Source organism: Psychrobacter sp. T6-5, from assembly GCF_052258485.2.
Taxonomy (GTDB): domain Bacteria; phylum Pseudomonadota; class Gammaproteobacteria; order Pseudomonadales; family Moraxellaceae; genus Psychrobacter.
This window is the reverse complement of the sequence record NZ_JBQQEY020000001.1, coordinates 1,425,420-1,452,205: the sequence shown is the minus strand read 5'-3', so window position 1 is coordinate 1,452,205 and position 26,786 is coordinate 1,425,420. Positions and strand designations below refer to the sequence as shown.

Sequence of the window (26,786 nt, the reverse complement as noted above, 5' to 3'; positions counted from 1 at the left end):
CGCCTCCATTTCGGAAGCGTTTTCAATATTAAAATACGATTGACGGATGTCAGATGATATTGACGATATCAGTATCGATATAAATCTGTGTAGAGGTATCAACACCTGATTGCCACACATCATATATCTCACCTTCTGAGACAGTCTGTCCAACACTTGACCAACTATCCCCTTCTAGATCAACTGTGTCATCACTATCGCCTCTGACATAAATAGTGGAATTAATGTCTTTAGCTGCTACATTCAACGTATTAGCACCAATACCGCTAATATCAATGATGTCGGGCTGCATCATATCAGATAGGCTAATCACTTGATCTGAGCCCTCAAAGCTAAGAATTTCGAAACCTTCGCTTGAGGTGGTTAATGATGTATCAGGAAGTTCGATAGCATCATCAATGCCAAGTGTGAAGGTGTCATCTAGTATCACGCTACGTGCAGCAAACGCCCCACTATCTGTATTGTAATCAAGGGTAATATCTAGATTTGCGGTAGAGATTTCGCCATTTGGTGCGGTGATTGTATAAGTGAAGCTATCAACATCACCAAACGTGCCCGTGAAATCAGTATTGGCTACGTAGGTATAGCTACCATCTTGGTTAATGGTAAGTACGCCATAGTCTCCAGTGATCTGTGTTCCTGTGTTTACTGCAATGCCGTCAACTACTGACACGATCGTTCCGGCTGTAATAACGTCTGCACCATCGTCACCTATGTCGGTAATGACATTTCCACCTGCCGAAGCATTAACGGTAGCAGGTGGGGTGTAATTGGTAATGACGTCTGATTTTGTTTCAAGTCTAAGACCATTCAATAACGAAACATCTAGAAGTCCGCCATCATTACCGAGCGTTACATAGTACGTTCCGCCACCTTCAAACTCCGGTAATACAAGGTCAGTAGCATTCCACGAGGGTAGCACTACCCCTAGAATACCTGGCTGGTAAACCAACCAATCCTCTACTGTCTGGACTAACGTAGCAGAACCGTCTCCATTATCTTTATATACCACAAGATCAAAATCACGATCTCCAGCAACGCTTATATTTGCGACAGCACTTCCGCGACCATCAACCGTTACCTGCCGAGTTGTATTTTCAGCGACATTGAAAGAAAGGGCATTACTACCACTCAGCACGCCCACCTCTACGGTATCTGCAAGCAAACCAAGATTAAGTAGTCCTCCTACCGTAGTACTCTTTAAAGCGACATTAGTAGTCGATATCTGGAAACCTATATCCAGTGCAACGTCATTGTCAAACGCAACTGGCATAGTCGTGTCAACAGTGATAGTAGCTGTCGCAGCGATGATGCTTACATTGCCTGCAGGGTCTGTTGCAGTAGCGCTCAATTGCTCAGCGCCTTCTCCCATTGCCCTCACTTCTGCTTCATCAACATTGACACTCCACTCACCAGCCGCATCAACAATCGCCGTACCGAGAATGTTATTCGAGCCATCAGTCAAGGTAATCGTATCACCTGAAACACCCGTGCCTGTGACCGCAAAACTTGCCGCAGCTTCGGTACCATTAACGATATTATCGCCAGCAATAGGCACATCGATCGTTGGGGTATCTGGCGGCGTCGTATCAACGACTGCATCGAGATTGATTACCAACTCTGCTGTATCACTGACATCCCCATCAGATACTGTATAGGTAAATGTATCTGTCTGACCTGATGATGCAAAATCGCCGTTCGCCGTGTAGGTATAACCACCATTTTCATCAATAACTAACACACCATACTGACCCTGTATCGTGAATGTCGTTACATTACCAACTGTCACAGAAGTAGGCTCGGATCCAGTATTATTACTATCAATATCAATCAGTACGCCGCCAAGCACGTCATCCTCGCCTGGTTCACCTACTACCAATGGATCAGGATTGATGACATTTCCTTCAATGACAGTGTCATCTGCATAGTCAAACTCAGTCACTGTCGCAGTAATATCCGTCGTCTGGAATAAGGTCAAAGGGTTGCTCAGTAGTGCTTCGGCCAAGGCATTAAGCACAGGATCAATTGCCCCGCCGAGTAACGTATTTAGTACTGCACTTTCTTGCAGCAGACCAACCAACTCACCAGCACCAATATATGTGGTCAAATCTAAAGTAGTTTCGAGAATATCTCTAACTAGCGTTCCTACACCTAAACTCAAATCTAAGCCTAAGTCTAAGCCCACCCCCAAACCTAAGCCTAAATCTGAGCCTAATCCAAGAGTTTCATTAAGTGCAGCTTCAACAGAATCCAGTACGACATCTTGATTGTCAGGGCCAAGTACAACCCCAGCATCACCTAACTCTGCCAAAGTAAGATCGTTGGCCAAATCACCTAAAGCGCCACGACTATTACGTACCACAATTGTATAGTCATCTGGCTCTAGACCAGAGAACGTCGCAGTCAACGTATCATTACCTGTTAACCCTAGTAACTCGATACCAATCACATCGCCTACCAGTGGGTCGTCATCTGTCGTACCAACATAAACTAGGTCGCCATTGCTATTATAAATTTCTATATTGATCGCATCGGCTACGGTCACTAGCGCCGTCTGACTGACTTCGATACTGACCGTCCCGCTTGCGCCTGCATTCACGGTAAAGCCAAGACTACTCTCTGCACCATCAGTGCCTTCTCCAACACCAAGTATGTCTAAATCAGAACCACTGACTGGACCGTAATAGGTGACCTGTAATGCTCCAAGATCTAAATCTTCTAGATCATCGCGAGCGATGAAATCTGCGTTTAAATCAAAATCGACAGCCACACTTGGCGCACTGACATTACCAGCAGCATCCGCCACCGTCGCCACTACGCTATAAGCGCCATTGATACTGATGCCGCCTGCACCATTTGGAATGGTGATATCTGCTGTACCATTGCCACCGTTGACATCAAGATCATTTGCTGTCACTACATAGTCAACGGTAATGGCTGTGCCAATCTCTGGCGTTATGGTGAGCGTGACAATATCGCCTACCAAAGTACCTGTTGGTAACGTTACCTGAGTTTGGATACCATCTGCAAACTCAGTCGCATTTACGCCACCAGCAGCTTCAGGAATGATAACGACTGGTAGCGGTTGAGCTGCGCCATCTTCTCCTCCGGGTGCAGTGGTATCTACTATGATGGTTTCGACAGGCGCATTACCACTGACGCTGTTAGCACCGTCTCTGATGTTGTAGGTCAGGTCATGCTCCCCATCTGCAAGTGGCTGGGAGGGCGTCAAGGTTACACTACCATCGCCATTTTGCACAGAAGTTGACGCTACTACCTCGCCATCGACGACCAGTTGCGGTGTGCCATTAGCCACTTGATCAGTAGGTACGATGACACTTGGGGTATTGTCATTAGTAATACCAAAATCTGCAATGATTTCTGGAGGATCTAGCAGATCGCCACTGCCATCATTAGCCACGTTGTCAGTGATGACCGGCGCATTTAAAGGCGCAGTACTATCAACACTAATATCTGCAATGACAGTACCACTTTCATTACCCGCTTTATCTCTGATACTGGCCGTTACTCTATCGCCAGGATCAACATCTAGCGAGTAACCGGTAAATAGTATTTTTCGAGTTATTAAGATTTCTTGATCATTAACAATTAAGGTATCGCCAAGTTGAGCATCATTGGGCACTTCAACCAAGACAGTAATGGTACCATCTGCATTCAAATCCTCTTCACTGTACGTACCGTTAAGCCCATTCGGTGGCGGGGCAGTAATGGTAGGATTAGTAGGTGCAATAGTGTCGCCTAAGCCAATAACTACCTGCGGTTCAGAAGTATTATCTGCAGCATCTGTAGCAGTAACATCTATTTGCTGACCTTCATCCAGTGCAGGTTCGATTGTCACTGAGAAATTACCTAATGCATCTGCCAAGGTGACAAAATCAGCCCTTCCGTCTCCATTGATATCAACACCAACGATAGCCCCTGCTTCGGTTGTCCCTGTAATCGTAGTACTATCCGGTTCACCGTTACCATCCTCGTCTGGGCCATTATCAATAGTATCGACCGTTAGAATGGGAGCCTCTGTATCACCAACTCTCGCAAAGTCTTTACCAGTCCCTGATTGAGTACCATCTTGGTATGTGATTGTGGCTCTAACAAACAATGTCTGACCTTGTGCTGGAATATCTACAGAAGTAATAAAGCCATTATCAATCATGTCTTGAGTAATAACAGTATCAATGCCATTGACGGTCAGAATATCATCTACTTGAGCGTCATCTGTCAGCGCTATAGCAACTGCTATATTGCCTGTCTCAAGCAAATCAGAACCAGTAATAAGAGCATCATCTCCTTCTAATATATTAACAAAAGGAACATTGTCACCGTCAATACCGTCCTGACCATCGACCCCATCTGCACCATCAGCACCATCTTGACCGTCGGCACCATCCTGACCTCTTAGGTATTCGATAAAGTCATCGACAGTGGCATCTGCAGGCAATTCACCTACTGCAATCAACAGCTCAAGAGCGGATTGACCATCTGCACCGTCCTGACCGTCGACACCATCTGCGCCATTGATGCCATCATCACCTCTTAGGTATTCGATAAAGGCATCAACAGTAGCATTTGCTGGTAATTCGCCCACTGCAATCAGCAGCTCAAGAGCAGATCGACCATCTGCACCATCCTGACCGTCGACACCATCTGCGCCATCGATGCCGTCCTGACCTCTTAGGTATTCGATAAAGTCATCGACAGTGGCATCTGCGGGCAATTCACCTACTGCAATCAATAGCTCAAGGGCGGATCGGCCATCTGCACCGTCCTGACCGTCGACCCCATCTGCGCCATCAACGCCGTCTTGGCCGTCAATACCATCCTCACCTCTTAAAAAGGTAATCAGATCAGCAACGGTGGCATTTTCTGGTAATGCACCGACTTCAATCAATAGCTCAAGGGCGGATCGGCCATCTGCACCGTCCTGACCGTCGGCACCATCTGCGCCATCTGCGCCATCTGCGCCATCCTGACCTCTTAGGTATTCGATAAAGTCATCGACAGTGGCATCTGCAGGCAATTCACCCACTGCAATCAGCAGCTCAAGAGCAGATCGACCATCTGCACCATCCTGACCGTCGACACCATCTGCGCCATCGATGCCGTCCTGACCTCTTAGGTATTCGATAAAGTCATCGACAGTGGCATCTGCGGGCAATTCACCTACTGCAATCAATAGCTCAAGGGCGGATCGGCCATCTGCACCGTCCTGACCGTCGACCCCATCTGCGCCATCAACGCCGTCTTGGCCGTCAATACCATCCTCACCTCTTAAAAAGGTAATCAGATCAGCAACGGTGGCATTTTCTGGTAATGCACCGACTTCAATCAATAGCTCAAGGGCGGATCGGCCATCTGCACCGTCCTGACCGTCGGCACCATCTGCGCCATCGATGCCGTCCTGACCTCTTAGGTATTCGATAAAGTCATCGACAGTGGCATCTGCGGGCAATTCACCTACTGCAATCAATAGCTCAAGGGCGGATCGGCCATCTGCACCGTCCTGACCGTCGACCCCATCTGCACCATCAGCACCATCTTGACCGTCGGCACCATCCTGACCTCTTAGGTATTCGATAAAGTCATCGACAGTGGCATCTGCAGGCAATTCACCTACTGCAATCAACAGCTCAAGAGCGGATTGACCATCTGCACCGTCCTGACCGTCGACACCATCTGCGCCATTGATGCCATCATCACCTCTTAGGTATTCGATAAAGGCATCAACAGTAGCATTTGCTGGTAATTCGCCCACTGCAATCAGCAGCTCAAGAGCAGATCGACCATCTGCACCATCCTGACCGTCGACACCATCTGCGCCATCGATGCCGTCCTGACCTCTTAGGTATTCGATAAAGTCATCGACAGTGGCATCTGCGGGCAATTCACCTACTGCAATCAATAGCTCAAGGGCGGATCGGCCATCTGCACCGTCCTGACCGTCGACCCCATCTGCGCCATCAACGCCGTCTTGGCCGTCAATACCATCCTCACCTCTTAAAAAGGTAATCAGATCAGCAACGGTGGCATTTTCTGGTAATGCACCGACTTCAATCAATAGCTCAAGGGCGGATCGGCCATCTGCACCGTCCTGACCGTCGGCACCATCTGCGCCATCTGCGCCATCTGCGCCATCCTGACCTCTTAGGTATTCGATAAAGTCATCGACAGTGGCATCTGCAGGCAATTCACCCACTGCAATCAGCAGCTCAAGAGCAGATCGACCATCTGCACCATCCTGACCGTCGACACCATCTGCGCCATCGATGCCGTCCTGACCTCTTAGGTATTCGATAAAGTCATCGACAGTGGCATCTGCGGGCAATTCACCTACTGCAATCAATAGCTCAAGGGCGGATCGGCCATCTGCACCGTCCTGACCGTCGACCCCATCTGCGCCATCAACGCCGTCTTGGCCGTCAATACCATCCTCACCTCTTAAAAAGGTAATCAGATCAGCAACGGTGGCATTTTCTGGTAATGCACCGACTTCAATCAATAGCTCAAGGGCGGATCGGCCATCTGCACCGTCCTGACCGTCGGCACCATCTGCGCCATCGATGCCGTCCTGACCTCTTAGGTATTCGATAAAGTCATCGACAGTGGCATCTGCGGGCAATTCACCTACTGCAATCAATAGCTCAAGGGCGGATCGGCCATCTGCACCGTCCTGACCGTCGACCCCATCTGCGCCATCAACGCCGTCTTGGCCGTCAATACCATCCTCACCTCTTAAAAAGGTAATCAGATCAGCAACGGTGGCATTTTCTGGTAATGCACCGACTTCAATCAATAGCTCAAGGGCGGATCGGCCATCTGCACCGTCCTGACCGTCGGCACCATCTGCGCCATCTGCGCCATCCTGACCTCTTAGGTATTCGATAAAGTCATCGACAGTGGCATCTGCAGGCAATTCACCCACTGCAATCAGCAGCTCAAGAGCAGATCGACCATCTGCACCATCCTGACCGTCGACACCATCTGCGCCATCGATGCCGTCCTGACCTCTTAGGTATTCGATAAAGTCATCGACAGTGGCATCTGCGGGCAATTCACCTACTTCAATCAGCAGCTCAAGAGCAGATCGACCATCTGCACCGTCCTGACCGTCGGCACCATCTGCGCCATCGATGCCGTCCTGACCTCTTAGGTATTCGATAAAGTCATCAACAGTAGCATCTGCAGGCAATTCGCCCACTGCAATTAACAGCTCAAGAGCAGATTGACCATCTGCACCGTCCTGACCGTCGACACCATCTGCGCCATTGATGCCATCCTCACCTCTTAGATATTCGATAAATTGAGCAACTGTTGCGCCTGCTGGTAAGGCACCGACTTCAATCAACAGCTCAAGAGCGGATCGGCCATCTGCACCGTCTTGACCATCGACCCCATCGATGCCATCAACGCCGTCCTGACCGTCAATACCATCATCGCCTCTTAGGTATTCGATAAAGTCATCGACAGTGGCATCTGCGGGCAATTCACCTACTGCAATCAATAGCTCAAGAGCGGATCGACCATCTGCACCATCGACACCATCGACACCATCGACACCATCGACACCATCGACACCATCAACGCCGTCTTGGCCGTCTTGGCCGTCGGCACCATCATCACCTCTTAAAAAGGTAATCAGATCAGCAACGGTGGCATTTGCTGGTAATGCACCGACTTCAATCAATAGCTCAAGAGCAGATCGACCATCTGCACCATCCTGACCGTCGGCACCATCTGCGCCATCGATGCCGTCCTGACCTCTTAGGTATTCGATAAAGTCATCAACAGTAGCATCTGCAGGTAATTCGCCCACTGCAATTAACAGCTCAAGAGCGGATCGGCCATCTGCACCGTCCTGACCATCGACACCATCGACACCATCGACACCATCGACACCATCGACACCATCGACACCATCGACACCATCGACACCATCGACACCATCGACACCATCGACACCATCGACACCATCGACACCATCGACACCATCAACGCCATCGATGCCGTCTTGGCCATCAATACCATCCTCACCTCTTAGATATTCGATAAATTGAGCAACTGTTGCGCCTGCTGGTAAGGCACCGACTTCAATCAACAGCTCAAGAGCAGATCGACCATCTGCACCATCCTGACCATCAACGCCATCAGCACCTCTTAGGTATTCAATAAAATCATCAACAGTGGCATCTGCAGGTAATTCACCCACTGCAATCAACAGCTCAAGGGCAGATCGACCATCTGCACCGTCCTGACCATCGACACCATCAGCACCATCCTCACCTCTTAGGTATTCGATAAAGTCATCGACAGTGGCATCTGCAGGTAATTCGCCAACTGCAATCAACAGCTCAAGGGCAGATCGACCATCTGCACCGTCCTGACCATCGACACCATCAGCACCATCCTCACCTCTTAGGTATTCGATAAAGTCATCGACAGTGGCATCCGCAGGTAATTCACCAACTTCAATCAATAGCTCAAGAGCAGATCGACCATCTGCGCCGTCTTGACCATCGACCCCATCGATGCCATCAACGCCGTCTTGACCATCTGCACCATCCTCACCTCTTAGGTACTCAATAAAATCAGCAACTGTTGCGCCTGCTGGTAATACGCCTGCTTCAATCAACAGCTCAAGAGCGGATTTTCCATCAATCCCGTCTTTGCCGTCAGCATCGGCATCGGCATCGGCATCGGCATCGGCATCGGCATCGGCATCGGCATCAGCATCAGCATCAGCATCGGCGTCAGCATCGGCGTCAGCATCAGCATCGGCGTCAGCATCGGCGTCAGCATCAGCATCAGCATCAGCATCGGCGTCAGCATCAGCATCAGCATCAGCATCAGCATCAGCATCAGCATCAGCATCAGCATCAGCATCAGCATCAGCATCAGCATCGGCGTCAGCATCGGCGTCAGCATCGGCGTCAGCATCGGCGTCAGCATCGGCGTCAGCATCGGCGTCAGCATCGGCGTCAGCATCAGCATCGGCGTCAGCATCGGCGTCAGCATCAGCATCGGCGTCAGCATCAGCATCGGCGTCACTATCATCACCACTACTAGAGAAAGCCGCTGCCGCAATTCCTGCTCCTGCAAGACCAACTAACCATGGCAACGCACCAAGGCCTTCAGCGCCTGTCGCCCCTAGCCACCAAGGAGTTGCATATCCGTCTCCACCCAATGATTGGCCTTGCACCTCGCCTACTTGTAATTCAGTCACATAATCTGTCACATCACCTGTATCGGGAAGGTAATAGTAATAACTGCCATCTTCAGCGACACCAACAAGTGCACCATCGATATCATCGTAAAACCCTTCAATGATAAGGTCAGCGTTTTCACTATTATTCTCAAATGAAACATGAAGGTCTTTATCTATGCGTTTGGTAACAATGTTTTTTGGTGCACGTCCAGACGCTGTATCAAGAAGCTCGTAATTCGTTTTATCAGTAGCTCGTATCACTGTCGGAATATTGTTCTGCGTAACCACAGTATGTTCAGCAACTGTTCCGACCTGATTATTGGCTTTAACGGTTATAGTTTTCATAACATCATCCTTGATTAATGAATTCTAAAATAATTTTCAAACTAGAATTATGAGTGAATTTGTTTGTATCCTTGATTTCTGTTAGTAGTGTCTGAGTTGTTTCTTACATGTATCTCTATATCCCGAAGATGTCTTCAACGATATTTTTATGAAATTGGAGAAAAATTTAGTTTGTAATTTTTGGCTGTTCGGCGATATGTTTGTTTTTGCAAAACAATAGCCATATGACAGAGGGGACGGACGATGTAATGAGTCAGATAACTTGAAGACAATTTCTTATCAGCTATCGCTTGCTGAACAGCAAGAAGCTTTACTAGAACTAGATGTAGGTAGGATTGCAGCTTTGTTTTTATCTGAGGGATATGCGGGTAATTTTTGACGTAGAAAGCAGTATTACCAATCACTTTTCTGACGACTAATTTTGTTAGGGTATAAGTATTATAGATAGACAATATTCGATCAGCCATTATATTCCGGCTACCTACTAAAATGGCCATCCTAGCCGATAATAGTGCAGTCATGCTGATCATAATAATCGACCTCCAATCGATAGAAATCTAACTCACTAAAATTCTTTTACCAACCTATATTCCTAATTATTTCTTATAAAAATATAGATTGGTAAAAAATTTTATCTTTTTACAATTAACTATTTTCTATGTATTTTATATTCTAATAATAGTATGCTGATTTTATAGGTCAACATTAATACATTTATCAATTTGTAAAAAATGTTCCTTTATGTAAAACATATATATGTATTTACAATAAAATCTCATCATCCTTAAGCCAAAATGTAGATAAAATCATTGTGTATATCAGGATAAATCGATATAAAAATGACTAGGTATAACTATAATTAATTGTAATTATTACAAATATAGTCAATTCAGCTTATCTCTGCTCATGATTATATAATTCTAATCATTTCAGCATTCAGCACAGGTCTTGATAAATAAAAAACTATAAAAACACCTATGCAATCACTACCTCTCTTCATGGTTAACGTCTGAAACATTAATAGATTAAGAGCAATTAAAAATCATTGAAACTCAAATGCCGCCTCAATTTATATTAGATCATTAATTATCTGATACAAACCATCAATTAAAAATTTTATTTTGCATTATTAAGATCTACGAGATGCACTAATATCGTAGATCTATAGTGAAATCTATTTTTTCTCTTAAAAATATCGTTTTTATATACATTTCATATCATTTTATTAGACCAACATAATTAGACTAAAACTGTAAATGCTCGCCAACATTCATCCGCTTCACATTCTTAGACACTTTATAAATCGGTAACAATTTTAATTTTTAACCAAATTTTGTCTGACAGGATCTATATTGTCGCTACTACCAATTTAATGTAGTGACAAGCGTTCAGGTACACGTCCTCAGCACTACTTGGTAGTATGAGGTGCTGGATGAATGAGACACTTATATGAGCTGCAGGAAAACCTATCTGATTTCAGATATTTTCGCTCAGTAGTTATTGGCTATGTTGGAATGAAATGGAAGAAGATATGGCTCACAGAAAGGCTGTCTATGAGCTGTTGAAGGGAGGTTTCAAATCTCACGTAAGAAAGAGTCTATCGATGTAAAACTGTCAATATTTAAAGTATCTATAGCTGATTCAGATTAAAAGAGAGACAAGGCAACCGAGCGCAGATGTATATGTGATAATTCAAGTGAGGTTAACGCTGTCACTCTTTTATAGAGGATTGACTATGTTCAAGATACTGCCTACAGCGCATCTAACACATCAAGTATGAAAGATTGATGTGTCAGATATTACGTTTATGGGTCACTCAGACAGTTGATACAGCACTTTCCACAAGTTTTACTTAAGCTTCATTTATTTCTAAACCAATTATCTGGCTTAGATGCCCTGTTTTCAGATATATCGTCGCGCCATCTCGTCCTGCTGTGATTTGCGCGTACCCACCTGCAGGCAGACGCAACCATCCCCAACGCTGATAGACTCGGTTATCATCTACCAGCTCGCCTGCAATGACTAATAGCTCTGCGCCATTAGGAATTGGCTCATTGAATAGCAACTCGCCTGCCTCTATACGTTGCAAGCTCACCTGCTCGACACCATCTGAGAACAAAGGACAGACGTCACGGTCACCTTGTCGCTGCCAATTGGCACCATCGTGAGTATCGATAGCTACATGATGCGCTTCATCAGGTGACATCTGCCACAGCTTGACAAAAATCACCGCACCATCGTCACTATATGGCTTATGACCGGATGCTGGTGGATTGCGCAAGTACCAGCCTGCTGGATAATGGGTATCGTCTGCAGAAAAAGTCCCTGACAATACTAGAATCTCTTCACCGCCAGGATGCAGATGGTGCGGAAAATAAGAGTTCGGTGCGTAACGGACAAGACTGGTCGCACGCGCCTTCTCCTCTCCTATGCGGTCAAGCATCACTCGCTCCACCCCATTCTGTGGTGATTTGACCCACCCGTGGTCTTCAGTTGCTAGCGAGGCACGACGTGAAAAATCTGCATTGATACGCATAAGGGGTTCCAAGGATAGAATGAGTGGCGTCAGCGCGTGAGCCGTTATGAGATATAGATTGGTTATCTAAAATATCGATAACCAATCATGATGGCGAATATTGAACTATTGAAAATTGAACCATTAAAATTGGTGTGTTGTTCGCTAACGTGGCGAAAAACACACGACCTTAATTTAGTGTCACTTTATCGAAAAACAAGCGATCAAGGAAAAATTATTAATACATCCATTAGCGTACTAGAATCACGGGAGACAATGTGCTCGCGATGATCTCTGTCGTTGTACTACCAAGGAACAACTGCTGCCATTTAGAGTGTCCATAAGCACCGACCACCATTATGTCAATATCGTTGTCGACTTGAAACGTTAACAGTCCATCAACGGCATCAGAGGCAGATAAATGATGCGCCTCGACGGCGAAGCCTGTATCTTCTAATTTAGCAGCGGCGGCACTCATGCTTTGCTTGGCAGCATCATTGTGATTACCGACCATCACGATATGACCTTTCAAACCTTTTAACAAAGGGCTTTTTGACACCATCCACGCCGCTTTTATAGACGTCTTACTACCATCAAAAGCAATCATATATGAGCTAGGCTCTTCAAAAGTCTCTGAGCAAATCAGTATAGGGATATCCGATGCGCGAGCTACCGTCTCGATTTGGCTGCCGATATTGATGCGGCTATTTTTGTGGTCTTCGCCGCGGCGGCCCATGACGATCGCGCGATTTTCTTCTTTGAAATGCTCGATGCTAGGAAGCAGTTTGCCATGACGTTGATAAATGCGCACATTGACATCCGCAAAGCTGCCTTGGATATGGCTTTTTGCATCTTGTACTAAGGCGTTGCTATAGCTATTAACTACCTTTGCCCTTTGCTCATCTAGCTGGGACAACTCTTCTAACAAAAACTGGCGGCTGTTTATCCCTATCGCTCCTGACAGATCACGTCTGACTGAAGCGGGGACGTCGCTGACATGCAGCAACCCAACAGGCAAGTTCAGTTTGCTGGCATACCATGCGGCATAGTCACAAACCGATTCAGTCACTGCTGAGCCGTCAATACAGGCTAGAATGTGCTGTGATGTTGTCATAATCTGTCCTTAGATGTGTTATTTAATCCCATACAGCTTGTTATATATGACCAAGCTATGCCCATTATTTGAGAGATGTTTCTAAAAACCGCTCCCTTAATTTGATGATACCCAATTTGGTCGGCTTCATCCAGCGATGTACACGCTTTTGTAAAATCACAAACGTACTAGCACTATCATTTTATATAGCTTACAAGAGTATTATTTTAAAACCCCGATGAACTCTGGTCGTTGTCTAACCACAAGCGTTAGTAAAGTTTGCTACAATACCTCTTTTAGTATTTATGATTCAGTATTTAAGACTTACGTATCGTTATTTAGGTGATTGAATTATGGCAAAGAACGCCCTACAGGCTCAACTATTAAAGGCTGGATTGGTCGATAGTAAAAAAGCCAAAAAAATCAGCAAGCAAACGCAGCATGCCAAGCGTATTGGCGACTCAGAGAGTTTGGAGACCAAAAAAGCGTTGGCAGAAGCTCAAGCGCAAAAGCTTGAGAAAGACCAAAAGCTCAATCAGCAAAAACAGCAAGCTTTAGAAGAAAAGGCGCTGAAGGCTAACATCATTCAAATGATTAAGCAGCATCAGATAGCCGATACGGATGGTGAAGTCAGCTATCAATTCGTCGATGCGTCCAAAGTGAAAAAAATATCCATCACGCAAAAGCTATACGATCAAATCGTAGCAGGTCATGTCGTAATTGCACGCTTAGAGGATAGCTACGCGTTACTGCCGCGCCCACTCGCAGATCGTATCGATACAAAAATGGAAGGGTTCATGGTGGTATCCAACGATACCGCTGAAGACACGCCAGAAGATGATCCTTACGCCGCTTATGTGATTCCAGACGATTTGATGTGGTAATCACTCGTCTGACTACTCAGACAAGCATTCAGTCAAAACCCCTTCATAGAGCAACCATTCTATGAGGGGGTTTTGCTATCTGCGGTTTAATAGACAATTTATTATGAAAACTATCAGGCAGTTAATGACAGAAAATGTTTAAGCGTGGTGCCTCTCATTCTACTTTATCAGATTGTCTACTTTATCGAATGGATAGAGCTTTTAATTGAACAGTCACTCAACATTCAGTACAATATAATCCTACTCAATGAAATAAATGACCGTTAGACTCAATATAATATTTATGATCACGCAAGACCTCGTGCTTCAACCCTATCGCCACAATCTTGAAGCTCCCCTCCGCTCTCTGACTTAGCCGGAAAAATCATGATTAAAAGAATATCCTTAATACTATTAATATTGATCCTAGCGGCAAGTTTTTTTTATTTTGATCTCAATCAACTATTGACGCTTGAGGGACTAAAAGGGTCGATGGCGCAGTTTGATGCGTATAAAGCCCAGTCGCCATTATTGGTTATTGGTGGGTTTTTCTTACTCTATGTGGTCGTCACCGCCCTCTCCTTACCTGGCGCAACTATTTTGACGCTGGCAGCAGGAGCACTGTTCGGTTTAGTTCAGGGCTTACTCATTGCTTCGTTTGCTTCCAGTATCGGCGCAACGCTTGCTTTTTTAACGTCACGTTACCTGCTGCGCGACACCATCAAGCAGCGCTTCCCTGAGCGGCTAGAAGCGATCGATAAAGGGGTTAAAAAAGAAGGCGCTTTTTACTTATTTACCCTGCGACTGGTACCGATATTCCCCTTCTTCTTAATTAATCTATTGATGGGCGTTACTGCCATCAAGTCGTGGACTTACTACTGGGTCAGCCAAGTCGGCATGCTCGCTGGTACGTTTGTCTTCGTCAATGCAGGGACCCAATTGGCACAGGTTGAGAGTCTATCAGGGATTTTATCGTTCGACTTGATTGTCTCGTTTGCGTTATTGGGCTTGTTCCCCTTAATCGCAAAATCGCTACTCAATGCGTTTAAAAAGCGCCGCGTCTATAAAAACTATAATAAGCCAAAAAAATTCGACCGCAATATGATCGTCATCGGCGCAGGTGCTGGCGGCCTTGTCACCAGTTACATCGCAGCGACTGTCAGAGCAAAAGTCACGCTCATCGAAGCAGGTGAGATGGGCGGTGACTGCTTGAACTATGGCTGTGTCCCAAGCAAAGCCATTATTAAAAGCGCAAAAGTCGCAGAGCAGATGCGTGATGGTGAGAAGTATGGTCTTGAGAATACCACGCCGCATTTTTCATTCAAAAAAGTCATGGCGCGCGTGCACGATGTCATCGCGGAGATTGCACCGCACGATAGCGTCGAGCGCTACACTGATCTGGGCGTTGAAGTCCTAAAAGGGTATGCCAAACTGATCGATCCATGGACGGTGGAGGTCACCCTCAATGAGGGTGGCACTCAGACGCTCACGGCACGCACTATTGTGCTTGCCACTGGTGCACGCCCCTTTGTCCCACCGCTACCAGGTATTGAGGAGACAGGGTATGTCACCAGCGATACCTTGTGGGAGAAATTTGCAACACTTGATGAGACGCCCAAAAAGCTCGTTGTGCTAGGCGGTGGCCCTATTGGCTCTGAGCTGGCGCAAGCGTTTGCGCGTTTAGGCTCAGATGTCACGCAAATCGAACGCAGCGCACGTCTTATGAAAAAAGAAGATAAGGAAGTCTCTGAATTTGCCCAAAAAGCACTAGAAGCCAGCGGCGTCAAGGTTGTAACATCACACCAAGCGGTTCGCTGTGAGATTCGTGATGGCAAAAAGTACATTATAATTCAGCAGTTGGGTGATGAGGATCAAAGCGGTCAGCAAAAAGACCAGCAACCAGAGATGGCGCTTGAGTACGATGAGCTACTGTGTGCAGTCGGTCGTAGCGCCCGTCTTGAAGGTTATGGACTAGAAGCACTCGGTATCGAGACAGATCGCACGGTGGTCACCAATGAATATCTAGAAACGCTGTATCCCAATATTTATGCAGCAGGCGATATCGTTGGGCCTTATCAGTTCACACATGTCGCCTCACATCAAGGCTGGTATGCTGCGGTCAATGGCTTGTTTGGTCACTTTAAGAAGTTCAAAGTCGATTACCGAGTGATTCCGTGGACGACTTTTGTTGATCCAGAAGTCGCTCGCGTGGGTCTAAACGAGCAAGAGGCAATCGACAAAGGGATTGATTTTGAAGTGACGCGCTATGACTTTAAAGAGCTAGATCGTGCGATTACTGATAGCGCCGCCAAGGGCTTTATCAAAGTCATCACCCCTAAAGGCAAAGATAAAATCCTAGGGGTGACGATAGTAGCTGAGCATGCTGGCGATTTGATGAGCGAGTTTGTACTGGCGATGAAACATGGCTTGGGGCTCAATAAAATCCTAGGGACGATTCATACCTACCCAACATGGGCGGAGGGCAACAAATACGTTGCTGGCGAATGGAAACGCAACCATGCCCCTGAAACCGTATTGAGCTGGTTAGAGAAATATCACACATGGCGTCGTGGTTAGCGGGCTGTTTGGCCCTTGAATGACCTAATTGACAAAACAAGCCTGAAACAATCTGGTTGAGCTGATAACTTTTTACTAGCTTAACTAAAATATATTAGTACAACGGACGCTTGAATGTTTGCATTTAGCCGCAGCATTTTGTGCTACTTGCCAGTATCTTTGCGACTGCTTGCGCGATTACAATCTTTACCCGCATCCATGGCGGCTACCACACCCTCAAGCAGTTGGAGGCTTCACAGCGATAGAGAGGTATAATCACCTGCTAAGCCTTTAACGAATGATCGAGGCGCAGTGCTTCTATAGAGGATGCCATATCTTCAGCAAGGTCATGTACTGTCGAGCTCTCGACATCACGCTGTGCGAAGGCGCGCAGCCCCATGACCTCCGCCTGTAGTCGTCGTCCTAGCCTCACTGCATCAAGCTGACTGTCTATCTCACTTATTTGTTGAGATTTTTTGAAGCACTCTATAAATCGCGTCTCCATCCCGACCAGTAGCATCTCAACTTTATCTAGTGCCGCCTGCTCACGAGCCCCCAGCTCTAATAAGCTTTTGACCAGCATACAAGCGCGGCTCGGCAATGCTTTATCACGAATACCGCCCAGCTGTCTGATATAAGCGGCCAAACCCGATAAGGGCGACTGATGATGGCTCAATACACGCTCAAGCTCAGTCAGTCCTAGGCGGGCGTAGTATTCTAGCGCCTCTTGAAACAGGCCATCTTTACTACCAAAAGCGGCATAAATGCTCCCTGGACGCATATCGAGCGCTTGCTCGATGTCTTTTAACGAGGTGGCATGAAAGCCCTTTTGCCAAAAAAGCTGTAAAGCTCGCTCCAAAGCATCTTGACGATTATAGAGTGCGCTGCGTGACATACTATGCCCCATGTAAAAAGCCGTGACCTCATATAAAAATGAGCACGGCGATAAAATTTGAATGATTGCTCAATTTTATCCTTAATAGGCGTTTCAGTAAAGTGAATACAGGAAAATAGACTGGGTCATAAAATGGAGAACGATCATAACGCTAGCTATCAATAACGATATTAACAGCTAGGTACAAGGTTCTAAAACAGCTGATAAAACTGCAAGCATTTAATCAGCCAGCAACACATGCTTACTCTTTTGATAAGCGGATAAACCATCGCCGCCCAGCTCGCGTCCGATCCCACTTTGCTTAAATCCGCCCCAGCCCGCTTCCGGTAACACGATTTGTTGCTCGTTAATCCAAAGGTGACCTGCTTGAATTTGCAGTGCCATCTCAAGCGCTGCTGTTTCATCAGCGCTCACAATGGTTGCTGCTAAGGCAAACTTGCTGTCGTTAGCTAAGCGAATGGCCTCTGCATTCTCGGTAAAAGTTGTACTAGCCAATACAGGGCCAAACACTTCTTCTGTCCATAACTGGCTGGTCGTTGGCACGTCTGTATAAATAGTTGGCGATATAAAGTAACCTGCACTATCCACGATCTTGCCACCCGTTAAGCATTTGAGCTGTTCGGTAGTGGCGATATCAAAGTATTTTTTGACTTGGTTTAGTTGTTGCTTGCTCACCATTGGTCCCATTTGCGTAGCGGTTGCAAAACCATCACCAATTTTTAGACTCTCCGTTTTTGCTTTTAACGTCTCAAATAGCGGCTCAACAATACTTTGATGGACGATCAGCCGTGAGGTAGCCGAGCATATTTGACCAGCATTGGTAAATATACCACCAATGATCAAGTCACAAGCATGGTCGATATCGGCATCTGCGCATACCACAATAGCTGACTTTCCGCCCAGCTCTAGGCTGATGTCTTTGACACCCTTAGCCGCTTGACTCATGACCTTTTCGCCGACCACATTACTGCCGGTAAAAGAGACTTTATCAATTAGCGGATGACTGGTCATGGCTGCACCCACTTCGGCAGCGCCTGGTAAGATATTCACCACGCCTTTTGGCAACTCTATCTTAGATAAGATATTACCGAGCATCAGATCTGGTAACAGAGTCACCTCAGATGGCTTTAGTAATACCGTACAGCCCGCCGCTAGCGCAGGTGCTAGCTTCCAAGCAGTCGTCACCATGGGGAAATTCCAAGGCGTAATCAACGCACAAATACCCACAGGCGCATATGTCTTTAGCAAGCGTATGCCTGACTCAAGCGTGGACACCTCAGACCATGTGTCTTGATCGCTTATCAAATTAGCATAGTAGCGATAGCAAGCGATAGCGTCTCCCACGTCTATTTTTGCTTCCTCAATTGGCTTGCCGTTATTTAACACAGACAGCCCAACCAACTTATCGAATTGCTGCTCCATAGACGCTGCAATCGCGTTCAGATAACGGGCGCGCTCGCTAACATCAGTCTGCGACCAGCTGCTATAAGCCTCAGAGGCAGCTCTGACCGCCATGTCTACATGAGCACTGGTACACAAGCGCGTCGTTGCGATTATCTCTCCTGAATTGGGGTCATATAGGGCATGGTTATTTGTGTTGTCAAAGCTTGCATTATCAGAGTCAGTCGCAGGCGCTTCAATCTCAATCCAGTCGCCATTGATATAAGCGGCATTTAACACGACTTCACTTTGAGCCGTTTGCGTTGCGCCTTCTCTGGTTAAGCTTGTAGCGTTCATCAATTCCACCATGGTTAATTACCTTATATTTTTGGATAAAATTTTATTTATTTGCATAGCACGCGCAACGTAATTGATGAAATAATCGGTTTATCCGACGACAGAAAAACCAATTATTTTTTTACGTTATATGCTTTATTGATATTGAATCTGCGACTAATAAAGCAGATGCGCGACTGAGGTAATCACCACCAAACTGATAAGCGTACGAAGGATAAAAATCCCAAATAGCTCTAATATATTGAGTCTGATGTTTGATTTCAAAATCAGCGCACCAACTTCAGACATATAGATAATCTGCGTAATTGAGGCAGCACCTACGATGAAGCGTGTCATTTCACTCTCAATGCTTTTACCGACCAGCGCTGGCAAGTACATATCTGCAAAGCCCATGATCATGGCAGGTGCCGCCTTTGCCGCCTCTGGAATCTGTAACCATTCAAGCAATGGCACAAGTGGTGTCGCAAGCCAATTAAAGACAGGCGTATACTCTGCTAAGCCCAAGCCAATCGTACCGATGGCAAAGACAACTGGAATCAGTCCAAAGTAAATATCAAACAAATTGCCCACGCTGCGTTTGAACACATAACCCAAGCTTGGCATAGAGTGTGCGCGAGTGACGGCACGATTGACCGCCCATTGGTAAGTGGTATATCCAGCAGGAATGCCTTCGTCTAGCATACTTTTGCCAGAGTGGTAGGTATCAGGCTTCATTGACAGTGGCGGTATACGCGGCATGATGATCGCAGCGATAAACCCAGTCAGCGCGATGGTCAGATAAAAATAGACAAAGTTATTGTCCACACCAATGGTTTTGGCAACCACATAGGTAAAGGCAATGGAAGTCACTGAAAAGGTGGTGGCAATGATGGCTGCTTCACGCTGACTATAGAAACTCTTATCATACTGCTGCATGGTGACCAGCAAGCCGATAGACGCGGCCCCAAACCAAGAAGACATCGCATCAACGGCAGAACGACCTGGCAGTTTGAACAGTTTGACAAATATCTTACTGGCCAACGTGCCCAAGAACTCCATGAGGCCAAAGTCGGTCAAAAACGGTAGCGATAAAATGGCGAAGAAAAACAACGGAATCAGAATGGGGATCAAATCTTCAAAAATGACGCCGCCTGTATTGCGATTAATAATAAACTCAGGACCGACTTGCAGATAAATCATCCAAACAAACACCATACCTAACAAACGCGTGGTGAGCCAAAACCAATCAACATCAAAGAGGTTCTTTATCAACGAGTCTTCATGCAGATTGGGTTTTAATACCTTTACTGCCAGTGCCCCAAGACAAGAAATGGTCACGATCGCCATGGTGATATAGACCACAAATCCGCCCAATGCAGCTTGTAATGTATCGGTCAACACGCCCAATAAAATCGTGACCTTCCCATCCCACTGAAACGGTATGATAAATAGCGCAATACCCAATGCTGAAAATAGCAGAAACTTCCACATTGACGCCCGCCACTGCTCTGCCTGCGGTGTGTTTGGATCGACATTGTTTCCTAAAATCGGTTGCTGCGATTTATCAATAGCCTTTGTCATTTACCTTCTCCTTAATGGGTGGTGATCGCCAGTTTTTCCATTTTTCTATCTGACTAATAGCAAGGTTTGCTCTAATAGACGTATTTCCCTGAGCGACCCGCGTTCATAGTCCTTTAAGCATTTTTTATAAGTACCGTTAACTAAAATAGGTAACCGTCTCACCCATCTCTTTGAGAAACTCATCTGCTTCATCAATCTCATAAATGATCGGTTGCTTGCCTGTCGTATCTGTTTTTAGCGCCTCTAGTAATTGCTGCTTGTTTGTAATTCTACGGTAGCCTGCGCCAAACCCTGCAGCCAATGGTTCAAAGTTTAGCGTTTTAATATTGACACCGATCAGTGGCAAACCGCCCTCTTCCATATAACGGCGAATCTCACCATAACCTTGGTTATTCCATAGCAGTACAATCAATGGCAGCTCAAGCTCTGCTGCACAGATAAGTTCTGCAATGGTAAATTGAATACCACCATCACCGATTAAGCTAACGACAGGTAGGTTCGAGCCAATCATGGCACCAATAGCAGCGGGTAAGCCATAGCCTAGCGTGCCAAAGCCTGTTGAGGAGTTAAACCATTTACGTGTCGCAAGCGCCTCAAAGCCAAGATTGCCGCTATAGACAGGTTGCGTTGAGTCGCCCACAAAAATCACACCTTCCACTTCATCTCGAATCAGTTTTAACAAGGCATTTTGACCGGCAAAGTCTGGTGTTATATCTTTTATAAGCGCTTGTTTTGCCTCGTTCACTCGTGACAATGCCTGATGATCAAATGCCTGCCCGTTTAATACCTGACTTTCTAAACGCCTGCATAGACTACTGATAGCCATCTGTGCATCGGACAATACCGCGATATCTGCTCTAAACGGACGCTGCAATTGCTCGGCATCGCAGTCGATACGCACCAGTGTGCCATTAATTTTGAACCCACCATTAAAGAACACGTCGTAATCGGTCTCGCCAAGCTCTGTACCAATGGCAAGTATCCAATCCGCCTCTGTAATCACTGCGCGGCCTGCGTCTAATGACTGATTGCTACCCAAACTTAACGGATGAGCAGGTGGCAATAGCCCTTTGGCATTGATGGTCAAAAACGTAGGCGCGTCTATCAACTCTGCCAGTCTTTGCGCATCGTGATCGACATCGACACAGCCACCCCCGTAAAGCAGCACTGGGTTTTTTGCGGTTTTTAATGACTCGATAATCAGATCCAATTGTGCTGGATTTGGTAGTGGTCTTGTCACTTGTGGTTGGGTAAAGCTATTGTTATCAGCTTGGCTATTAGCCATATCTTTTAAGCTGGACGGCTTGGCAACATGGCTGGCATCAGCGGTGATGACATCAATAGGTAGCTGAATATGAACTGGCCCTGGACGTGCGCCATTAAATAAGGCAAAAGCTTCTGCGATAACTTTGGGTAATGACTCAGGCTGCCAGATGGTTTTGCTTGTGAGCGCCACCTTACTAACCATGCCTTGCTGATCGTGCAGCTCATGCAAATGACCCTCCCTGCTCCCCGTGTCTTTAATTTTATTGACGCTAGAGATTACTAACATCGGTATCGAGTCAGCCAATGCCTGCGCCATCGCCGTCATGATGTTGGTCATGCCAGGACCTGTGATGATGAAGCACACACCGATTTTGCCAGAGGCACGGTAATAGCCATCAGCCATGAATCCAGCTCCCTGCTCGTGACGCGGTGTTATGTGGCAAATCTTAGTATTAGGTAGACCGCGATATAGCTCTACGGTATGTACCCCCGGTATGCCAAAAACCGTCTCTACTCCATAGTATTCTAGCCACTGGACGAGCAACTCACCGCAGGTCAGAGACTGGGTATCAAATGATGAAAAAGATGTTTGGGTAAATTGGGTCATGGGGCAATCATCCTAAAAATTTTAATAAGTGTTGGGTTAGATGTTTTATTTGAAATAGCTTTTTATTTAGCGTCGTTATTTTTTTAGTAGCTATTTACTTTGAATAGCAATTTGCTTTAGATTCTAGCTAAATGCAATAAATCACAAATCATGATGGCGTAACCAGTCATCAATCATCACATGTAAACGCTCGCCTGAAAAACTAGGGAAATGACCGCCATGGACGACACGTACAGGCAACGCATTGAGACGGCGCATACTTTTGGCATAGTCAGTCATGTCGCTATGCCACGTATCTTCGATCAATGGACCGTCGTAGATGAGATCGCCAGAAATGAGCGTTTCGCTCGCCGCCTCCCACAAGGCGATACCACCTGGTGAGTGACCGGGTGTGTGAATCACTTCAAATTGACGATTACCCAAGTCAATCATGTCACCATCTTCTAATGGCATAATTTTGGCGGGTGCAATGATTTTATAGCCGCAATGGGCATAAGGCTCAGGCGGTAGCGCGTCAAACATCTCGTCATTGACAAACATATCTGCCAACGTACGAGCATTGTCTGGTTCAGCGAGAATATGGGCTTCAGCAGAATGGACGTGACAGCAGTCGAACTCGCTCGCAGCGCCAATGTGATCAAAATGGGTATGACTGGCAACGCCAACAATATCGCGATCCGTGAGTAGAGCAACGTGACGACGCAGCGGTACTGCCCCTAATCCGAAATCTACTAACAAGTCACGCTGGCTGCCACGCACGTGCCACAGATTGCAGCGAAAAAACGGCTTGATCCACGGCTCATCGATGAGCGTGATACCATCGCTATGCGCGGTAGTGCGATACCAGTTCTCTGGATTGATACGCGCTAGTGATTGTTCACTCATAAGTTAGCTCCATTAGAAACTTGTAAATCTTTGAGATAATCTTGGTGCGTACGGCTCTCATCAATACGGGCAAGATCGATATCAACGATCATCGTGCCAGCCGCTAAGCCAAGTCTGCCAAGCACCTCACCATCGGGACCAGCGACGATGCTATTGCCACAGTACTGAAGATTATCTTCCTCACCCGAGCGATTGATACAAGCGACAAAGCATTGATTGTCCATGGCGCGAGCGCGTATTTGGAGCACTTGACGCTCTGAATTTGGCAGCATGTTTGCTGTCGGTGATAAAATGATTTGTGCCCCTGCTTGCGCCAGCTCCCTTGCCACTTCTGGAAACTCATTGTCATAACAAATCATCAAACCCAGCTTGCCGAATCGCGTATCGACCACGCAGGACTTTTTGCCTGCTGTAAAAAACTGATGTTCGCGATCCCACAGGTAGCGTTTGTCATAAGTCGCAAGATGCTTGCCGTTATCATCTATAAGAATGGCAACATTACTCAACTCACCATTGGGTCGGCGCTCAGCGAGACCGAATAACACATGTAAATTGTACTGACTAGCAAGTCTCGCCACCTCAGTGACGATGGGGCCGTCGATCGCTTCCGCTAAACCATCAAGACGTTCAAAGATGTTGTAGCCTGTGAAAGCCAACTCCGGCAGTGCGAGCAGATCTACTTTTGCCTCCACGGCTAGGCGGCAAAGCGACTCTAATGCCTTTAGATTGGCGACTGGTTCAGCCCATAAAGGATTAGTTTGGGCGATCATCAGTTTCATACCGATGGCTCCTCTTGAGCTGGAGTGACAGCATCACTCGGGCGAGTAAACACAGTCGCGCCTAACCAGTAGAGACCGCCTGTGATGATAAAGACAGGTAATGATGCACCAAATGACGGCGGAGCGATCAATGTCCAGTAAGCTGCTAGAGCCGCGCCAATCACGTAAGCTACAATCGCAATCTTTGCTGTAGGACGTCCCAATTGATGTGTCGCATCAAGCAGTTTTGCGGTATAGCCTTCTTTACTAACAAGGTAATAATCAACAATCATGACTGAGAATGCAGGGATAAATAGCGCGCCTACGATCAGCAGGAAATTTTGGAATTGATCTAAAATACCTGGAATGAGCGCACCGAAAATGGTGACCAAACCAATGATTAAGGCAGGCTTCCAAAAGCTCATATTGGGTTTGATGTTCATACAAGATAGCGTTGCGCTATAGACTGCCATGACATTGGTGGTCATGACCGAGAAGAAAATAACCAGTGCAGCTGGCAAACCAAAACCGAAGTCAGCAAGCAGACGCGTCGGATCATAAGTCTGCTCCATGCCATACATGATAGAGAGACCTGAGATGGTCGCACCCAACCCCATGGCAACGATGGCTGCCACAATGTAGCCAAAATACGTACCCCATATGGCAACTTTTGGCGATTTGCAATTGCGATTGTAATCAGCAGCCGAAGACATCCACGAAAAGGCAGTAGCAATGACGATATCAAAGGCGATACCTAAAGTAATACCATTACGCGACTCAACCGGCATCTCAAACAATCTTGAGACATCATAATGTTGATTTAGCTGATAGAGGACTATAACGGTAAGTGCAGCCATGGCTAATGCGGCCCAACGTTCGACAAGCTCAATACCGAGGTGACCACGTAGCACGATAAGCACTACCACTGTCTCGCATAAAATAACAAACAGCGGCAGATTGCTATAACCCGTGGTAGCTTCGATTGCGTAATCAAGACTCATGCCAGCCAGCAGCGCCTGAATACAACTCCATGCAATCAGTACACCCATATTCACTAACGAGATGAGCTGACTACCAAATGGGCCATAAGCACGGCGCGTCAACGCCATCGAAGGCAGTCCGGTACGCTGCCCCATTAGACCAACCAATAGCAGCGGTATTGCTCCGATTAATGAGCCAATAAGCACGGTGGTGATAGCCGTAGTAAACCGTAAATCAGGTACGAGTAACATGCCCGTTAAAATAGTCGTCACCACGATATTGGCACCGAACCATAGCGCAAATGTACCAATCGAACCTAGACTATGCCCAACCTCATTTGGAGAGAGCGTGTCTTGACCAAAAAATGAAGAGGATTTACTCATTGGGGTCTTCCTTAACCGAATTATATTCATACCAGCAACTCAAGACACTGGTCACCATCTCATTAGGCTACTATCCACTCATATACCGCATTGGGATAACTGCCCTATGTGCCAACTCTAGCCAATAAGCGGCTGTGATTAGTAAACCGCTTTGACCTTATCGTCATAGCGTACGCCCGGTAGGATACATAGCATCTCAAACAATAAGTTCGCAGCCAGTACAGAGGTGTTGCCAAATGGATCATATGGTGGTGATACTTCGACCAAGTCACCACCGACCACATCAAGACCGCGCATACCACGAATGATTTCGATACCTTGAGTCGAGGTCAAACCACCGATCTCAGCAGTACCCGTGCCAGGCGCAAATGCAGGGTCAATCCCATCGATATCGAAACTTAGATAAACAGGGCCATCGCCTAGCTTTTCGCGTACTTCTGCCATGAGTGGCGTCAGCGACTTATACCAGCACTCTTCTGCCGGTACCACGCGAAACCCTTGCTGGGTTGACCAGTCAAACTCTTCGGCGCTATAGCCTGTGCCACGCAGACCAATCTGTACCACGCGATTACCATCGATGAGGTTTTCTTCGACAGCGCGGCGGAACGGTGTGCCATGAGCGATTTTTTCGCCAAACATATCATCGTTGATATCAGCGTGAGCATCGATATGCACCATACCGACAGGGCCATGTTTTTTGGCAAGTGCCCGTAGAATAGGCAGTGCGATGGTATGATCGCCGCCCAGTGTGAGCGGAATTGCGCCATGTTTGACGATTTTATCGGTATAGAATTTTTCGATGATATCGACGCTTTTTAGCAGGTTAAACGTATTGATAGGCACATCGCCAATATCAGCCACTTGCAGTGACTCAAATGGCGCGGCACGCGTGGCCACGTTGTAAGGACGAATCATTCTTGACTCATCACGAATCTGTCTAGGCCCCAATCTGGCGCCACTACGGTTTGATGCGCCAATATCTAAAGGCACACCAACAAATGCCACATCTAACCCTTCGGCATCAGCCTGAGTCGGCAAGCGCATCATAGAAGCGAAACCGCCAAATCTTGGCATATCATTGCCACTTAATGGTTGATTGAATGTCATCAGTTACTTCCCTAT

14 protein-coding genes are annotated in these 26,786 nt (G+C 46.6%); 2 read left to right on the top strand and 12 right to left on the bottom strand.

The window, feature by feature from the left end; all coding sequences use genetic code 11:
• Nucleotides 1-49: 49 nt before the first annotated feature.
• The 4 genes from ACTXGK_RS20880 to ACTXGK_RS20865 all read right to left on the bottom strand — a co-directional run bounded on the left by ACTXGK_RS20880 (nucleotide 50) and on the right by ACTXGK_RS20865 (nucleotide 13,194).
• Nucleotides 50-9,565: an Ig-like domain-containing protein gene (locus ACTXGK_RS20880; protein ID WP_522909925.1), complete on the bottom strand. Its 9,516-nt coding sequence runs from the start codon at nucleotides 9,563-9,565 to the stop codon at nucleotides 50-52.
• Between the two features lie 146 nt (nucleotides 9,566-9,711).
• Nucleotides 9,712-10,086 carry a hypothetical protein gene (locus tag ACTXGK_RS20875; protein ID WP_443516839.1) on the bottom strand — a complete coding sequence of 125 codons (375 nt, stop codon included), beginning with the start codon at nucleotides 10,084-10,086 and terminating at the stop codon, nucleotides 9,712-9,714.
• Between the two features lie 1,331 nt (nucleotides 10,087-11,417).
• Nucleotides 11,418-12,101 (bottom strand): cupin domain-containing protein, encoded by a 684-nt coding sequence (locus ACTXGK_RS20870; protein WP_443516837.1) that lies wholly within the window; start codon nucleotides 12,099-12,101, stop codon nucleotides 11,418-11,420.
• Nucleotides 12,102-12,330: 229 nt separating this feature from the next.
• Entirely contained in the window at nucleotides 12,331-13,194 is an 864-nt protein-coding gene (locus ACTXGK_RS20865) for a universal stress protein (protein ID WP_443516835.1), read from the bottom strand.
• Nucleotides 13,195-13,526: 332 nt separating this feature from the next.
• Between ACTXGK_RS20865 and ACTXGK_RS20860 the strand changes: the two genes are divergently transcribed.
• Together ACTXGK_RS20860 and ACTXGK_RS20855 are read left to right on the top strand one after the other, a co-directional pair.
• A complete protein-coding gene (locus ACTXGK_RS20860) occupies nucleotides 13,527-14,057 on the top strand; it encodes a DUF2058 domain-containing protein (RefSeq protein WP_443516833.1) in 531 nt (176 codons plus the stop codon).
• A 366-nt stretch (nucleotides 14,058-14,423) separates the two neighbouring features.
• Entirely contained in the window at nucleotides 14,424-16,613 is a 2,190-nt protein-coding gene (locus tag ACTXGK_RS20855) for a dihydrolipoyl dehydrogenase family protein (protein WP_443516831.1), read from the top strand.
• A gap of 262 nt (nucleotides 16,614-16,875) precedes the next feature.
• Here the strand turns inward: ACTXGK_RS20855 and ACTXGK_RS20850 are convergent, their stop codons facing one another.
• The 8 genes from ACTXGK_RS20850 to speB form a co-directional block, all read right to left on the bottom strand.
• The gene (locus ACTXGK_RS20850) at nucleotides 16,876-17,487 is read right to left on the bottom strand and encodes a TetR/AcrR family transcriptional regulator (protein ID WP_443516829.1); all 612 of its coding nucleotides are present in this window, start codon (nucleotides 17,485-17,487) and stop codon (nucleotides 16,876-16,878) included.
• A gap of 219 nt (nucleotides 17,488-17,706) precedes the next feature.
• Nucleotides 17,707-19,224 (bottom strand): aldehyde dehydrogenase family protein, encoded by a 1,518-nt coding sequence (locus tag ACTXGK_RS20845; RefSeq protein WP_443516828.1) that lies wholly within the window; start codon nucleotides 19,222-19,224, stop codon nucleotides 17,707-17,709.
• A 156-nt stretch (nucleotides 19,225-19,380) separates the two neighbouring features.
• Nucleotides 19,381-20,784 (bottom strand): YjiH family protein, encoded by a 1,404-nt coding sequence (locus tag ACTXGK_RS20840; RefSeq protein ID WP_443516826.1) that lies wholly within the window; start codon nucleotides 20,782-20,784, stop codon nucleotides 19,381-19,383.
• Between the two features lie 136 nt (nucleotides 20,785-20,920).
• Complete coding sequence (locus ACTXGK_RS20835) at nucleotides 20,921-22,657, bottom strand: 5-guanidino-2-oxopentanoate decarboxylase (RefSeq protein WP_443516825.1); 1,737 nt, start codon at nucleotides 22,655-22,657, stop codon at nucleotides 20,921-20,923.
• Between the two features lie 141 nt (nucleotides 22,658-22,798).
• A complete protein-coding gene (locus ACTXGK_RS20830) occupies nucleotides 22,799-23,542 on the bottom strand; it encodes an MBL fold metallo-hydrolase (protein WP_443516823.1) in 744 nt (247 codons plus the stop codon).
• Nucleotides 23,539-24,321 carry a carbon-nitrogen hydrolase family protein gene (locus ACTXGK_RS20825; protein ID WP_443516821.1) on the bottom strand — a complete coding sequence of 261 codons (783 nt, stop codon included), beginning with the start codon at nucleotides 24,319-24,321 and terminating at the stop codon, nucleotides 23,539-23,541. The genes ACTXGK_RS20830 and ACTXGK_RS20825 overlap by 4 nt, the downstream gene beginning before the upstream one ends.
• Entirely contained in the window at nucleotides 24,318-25,664 is a 1,347-nt protein-coding gene (locus ACTXGK_RS20820) for a purine-cytosine permease family protein (protein ID WP_443516819.1), read from the bottom strand. The genes ACTXGK_RS20825 and ACTXGK_RS20820 overlap by 4 nt, the downstream gene beginning before the upstream one ends.
• 138 nt (nucleotides 25,665-25,802) lie before the next feature.
• A complete protein-coding gene (gene speB, locus ACTXGK_RS20815; RefSeq protein ID WP_101205270.1) occupies nucleotides 25,803-26,771 on the bottom strand; it encodes an agmatinase in 969 nt (322 codons plus the stop codon).
• Nucleotides 26,772-26,786 lie beyond the last annotated feature (15 nt).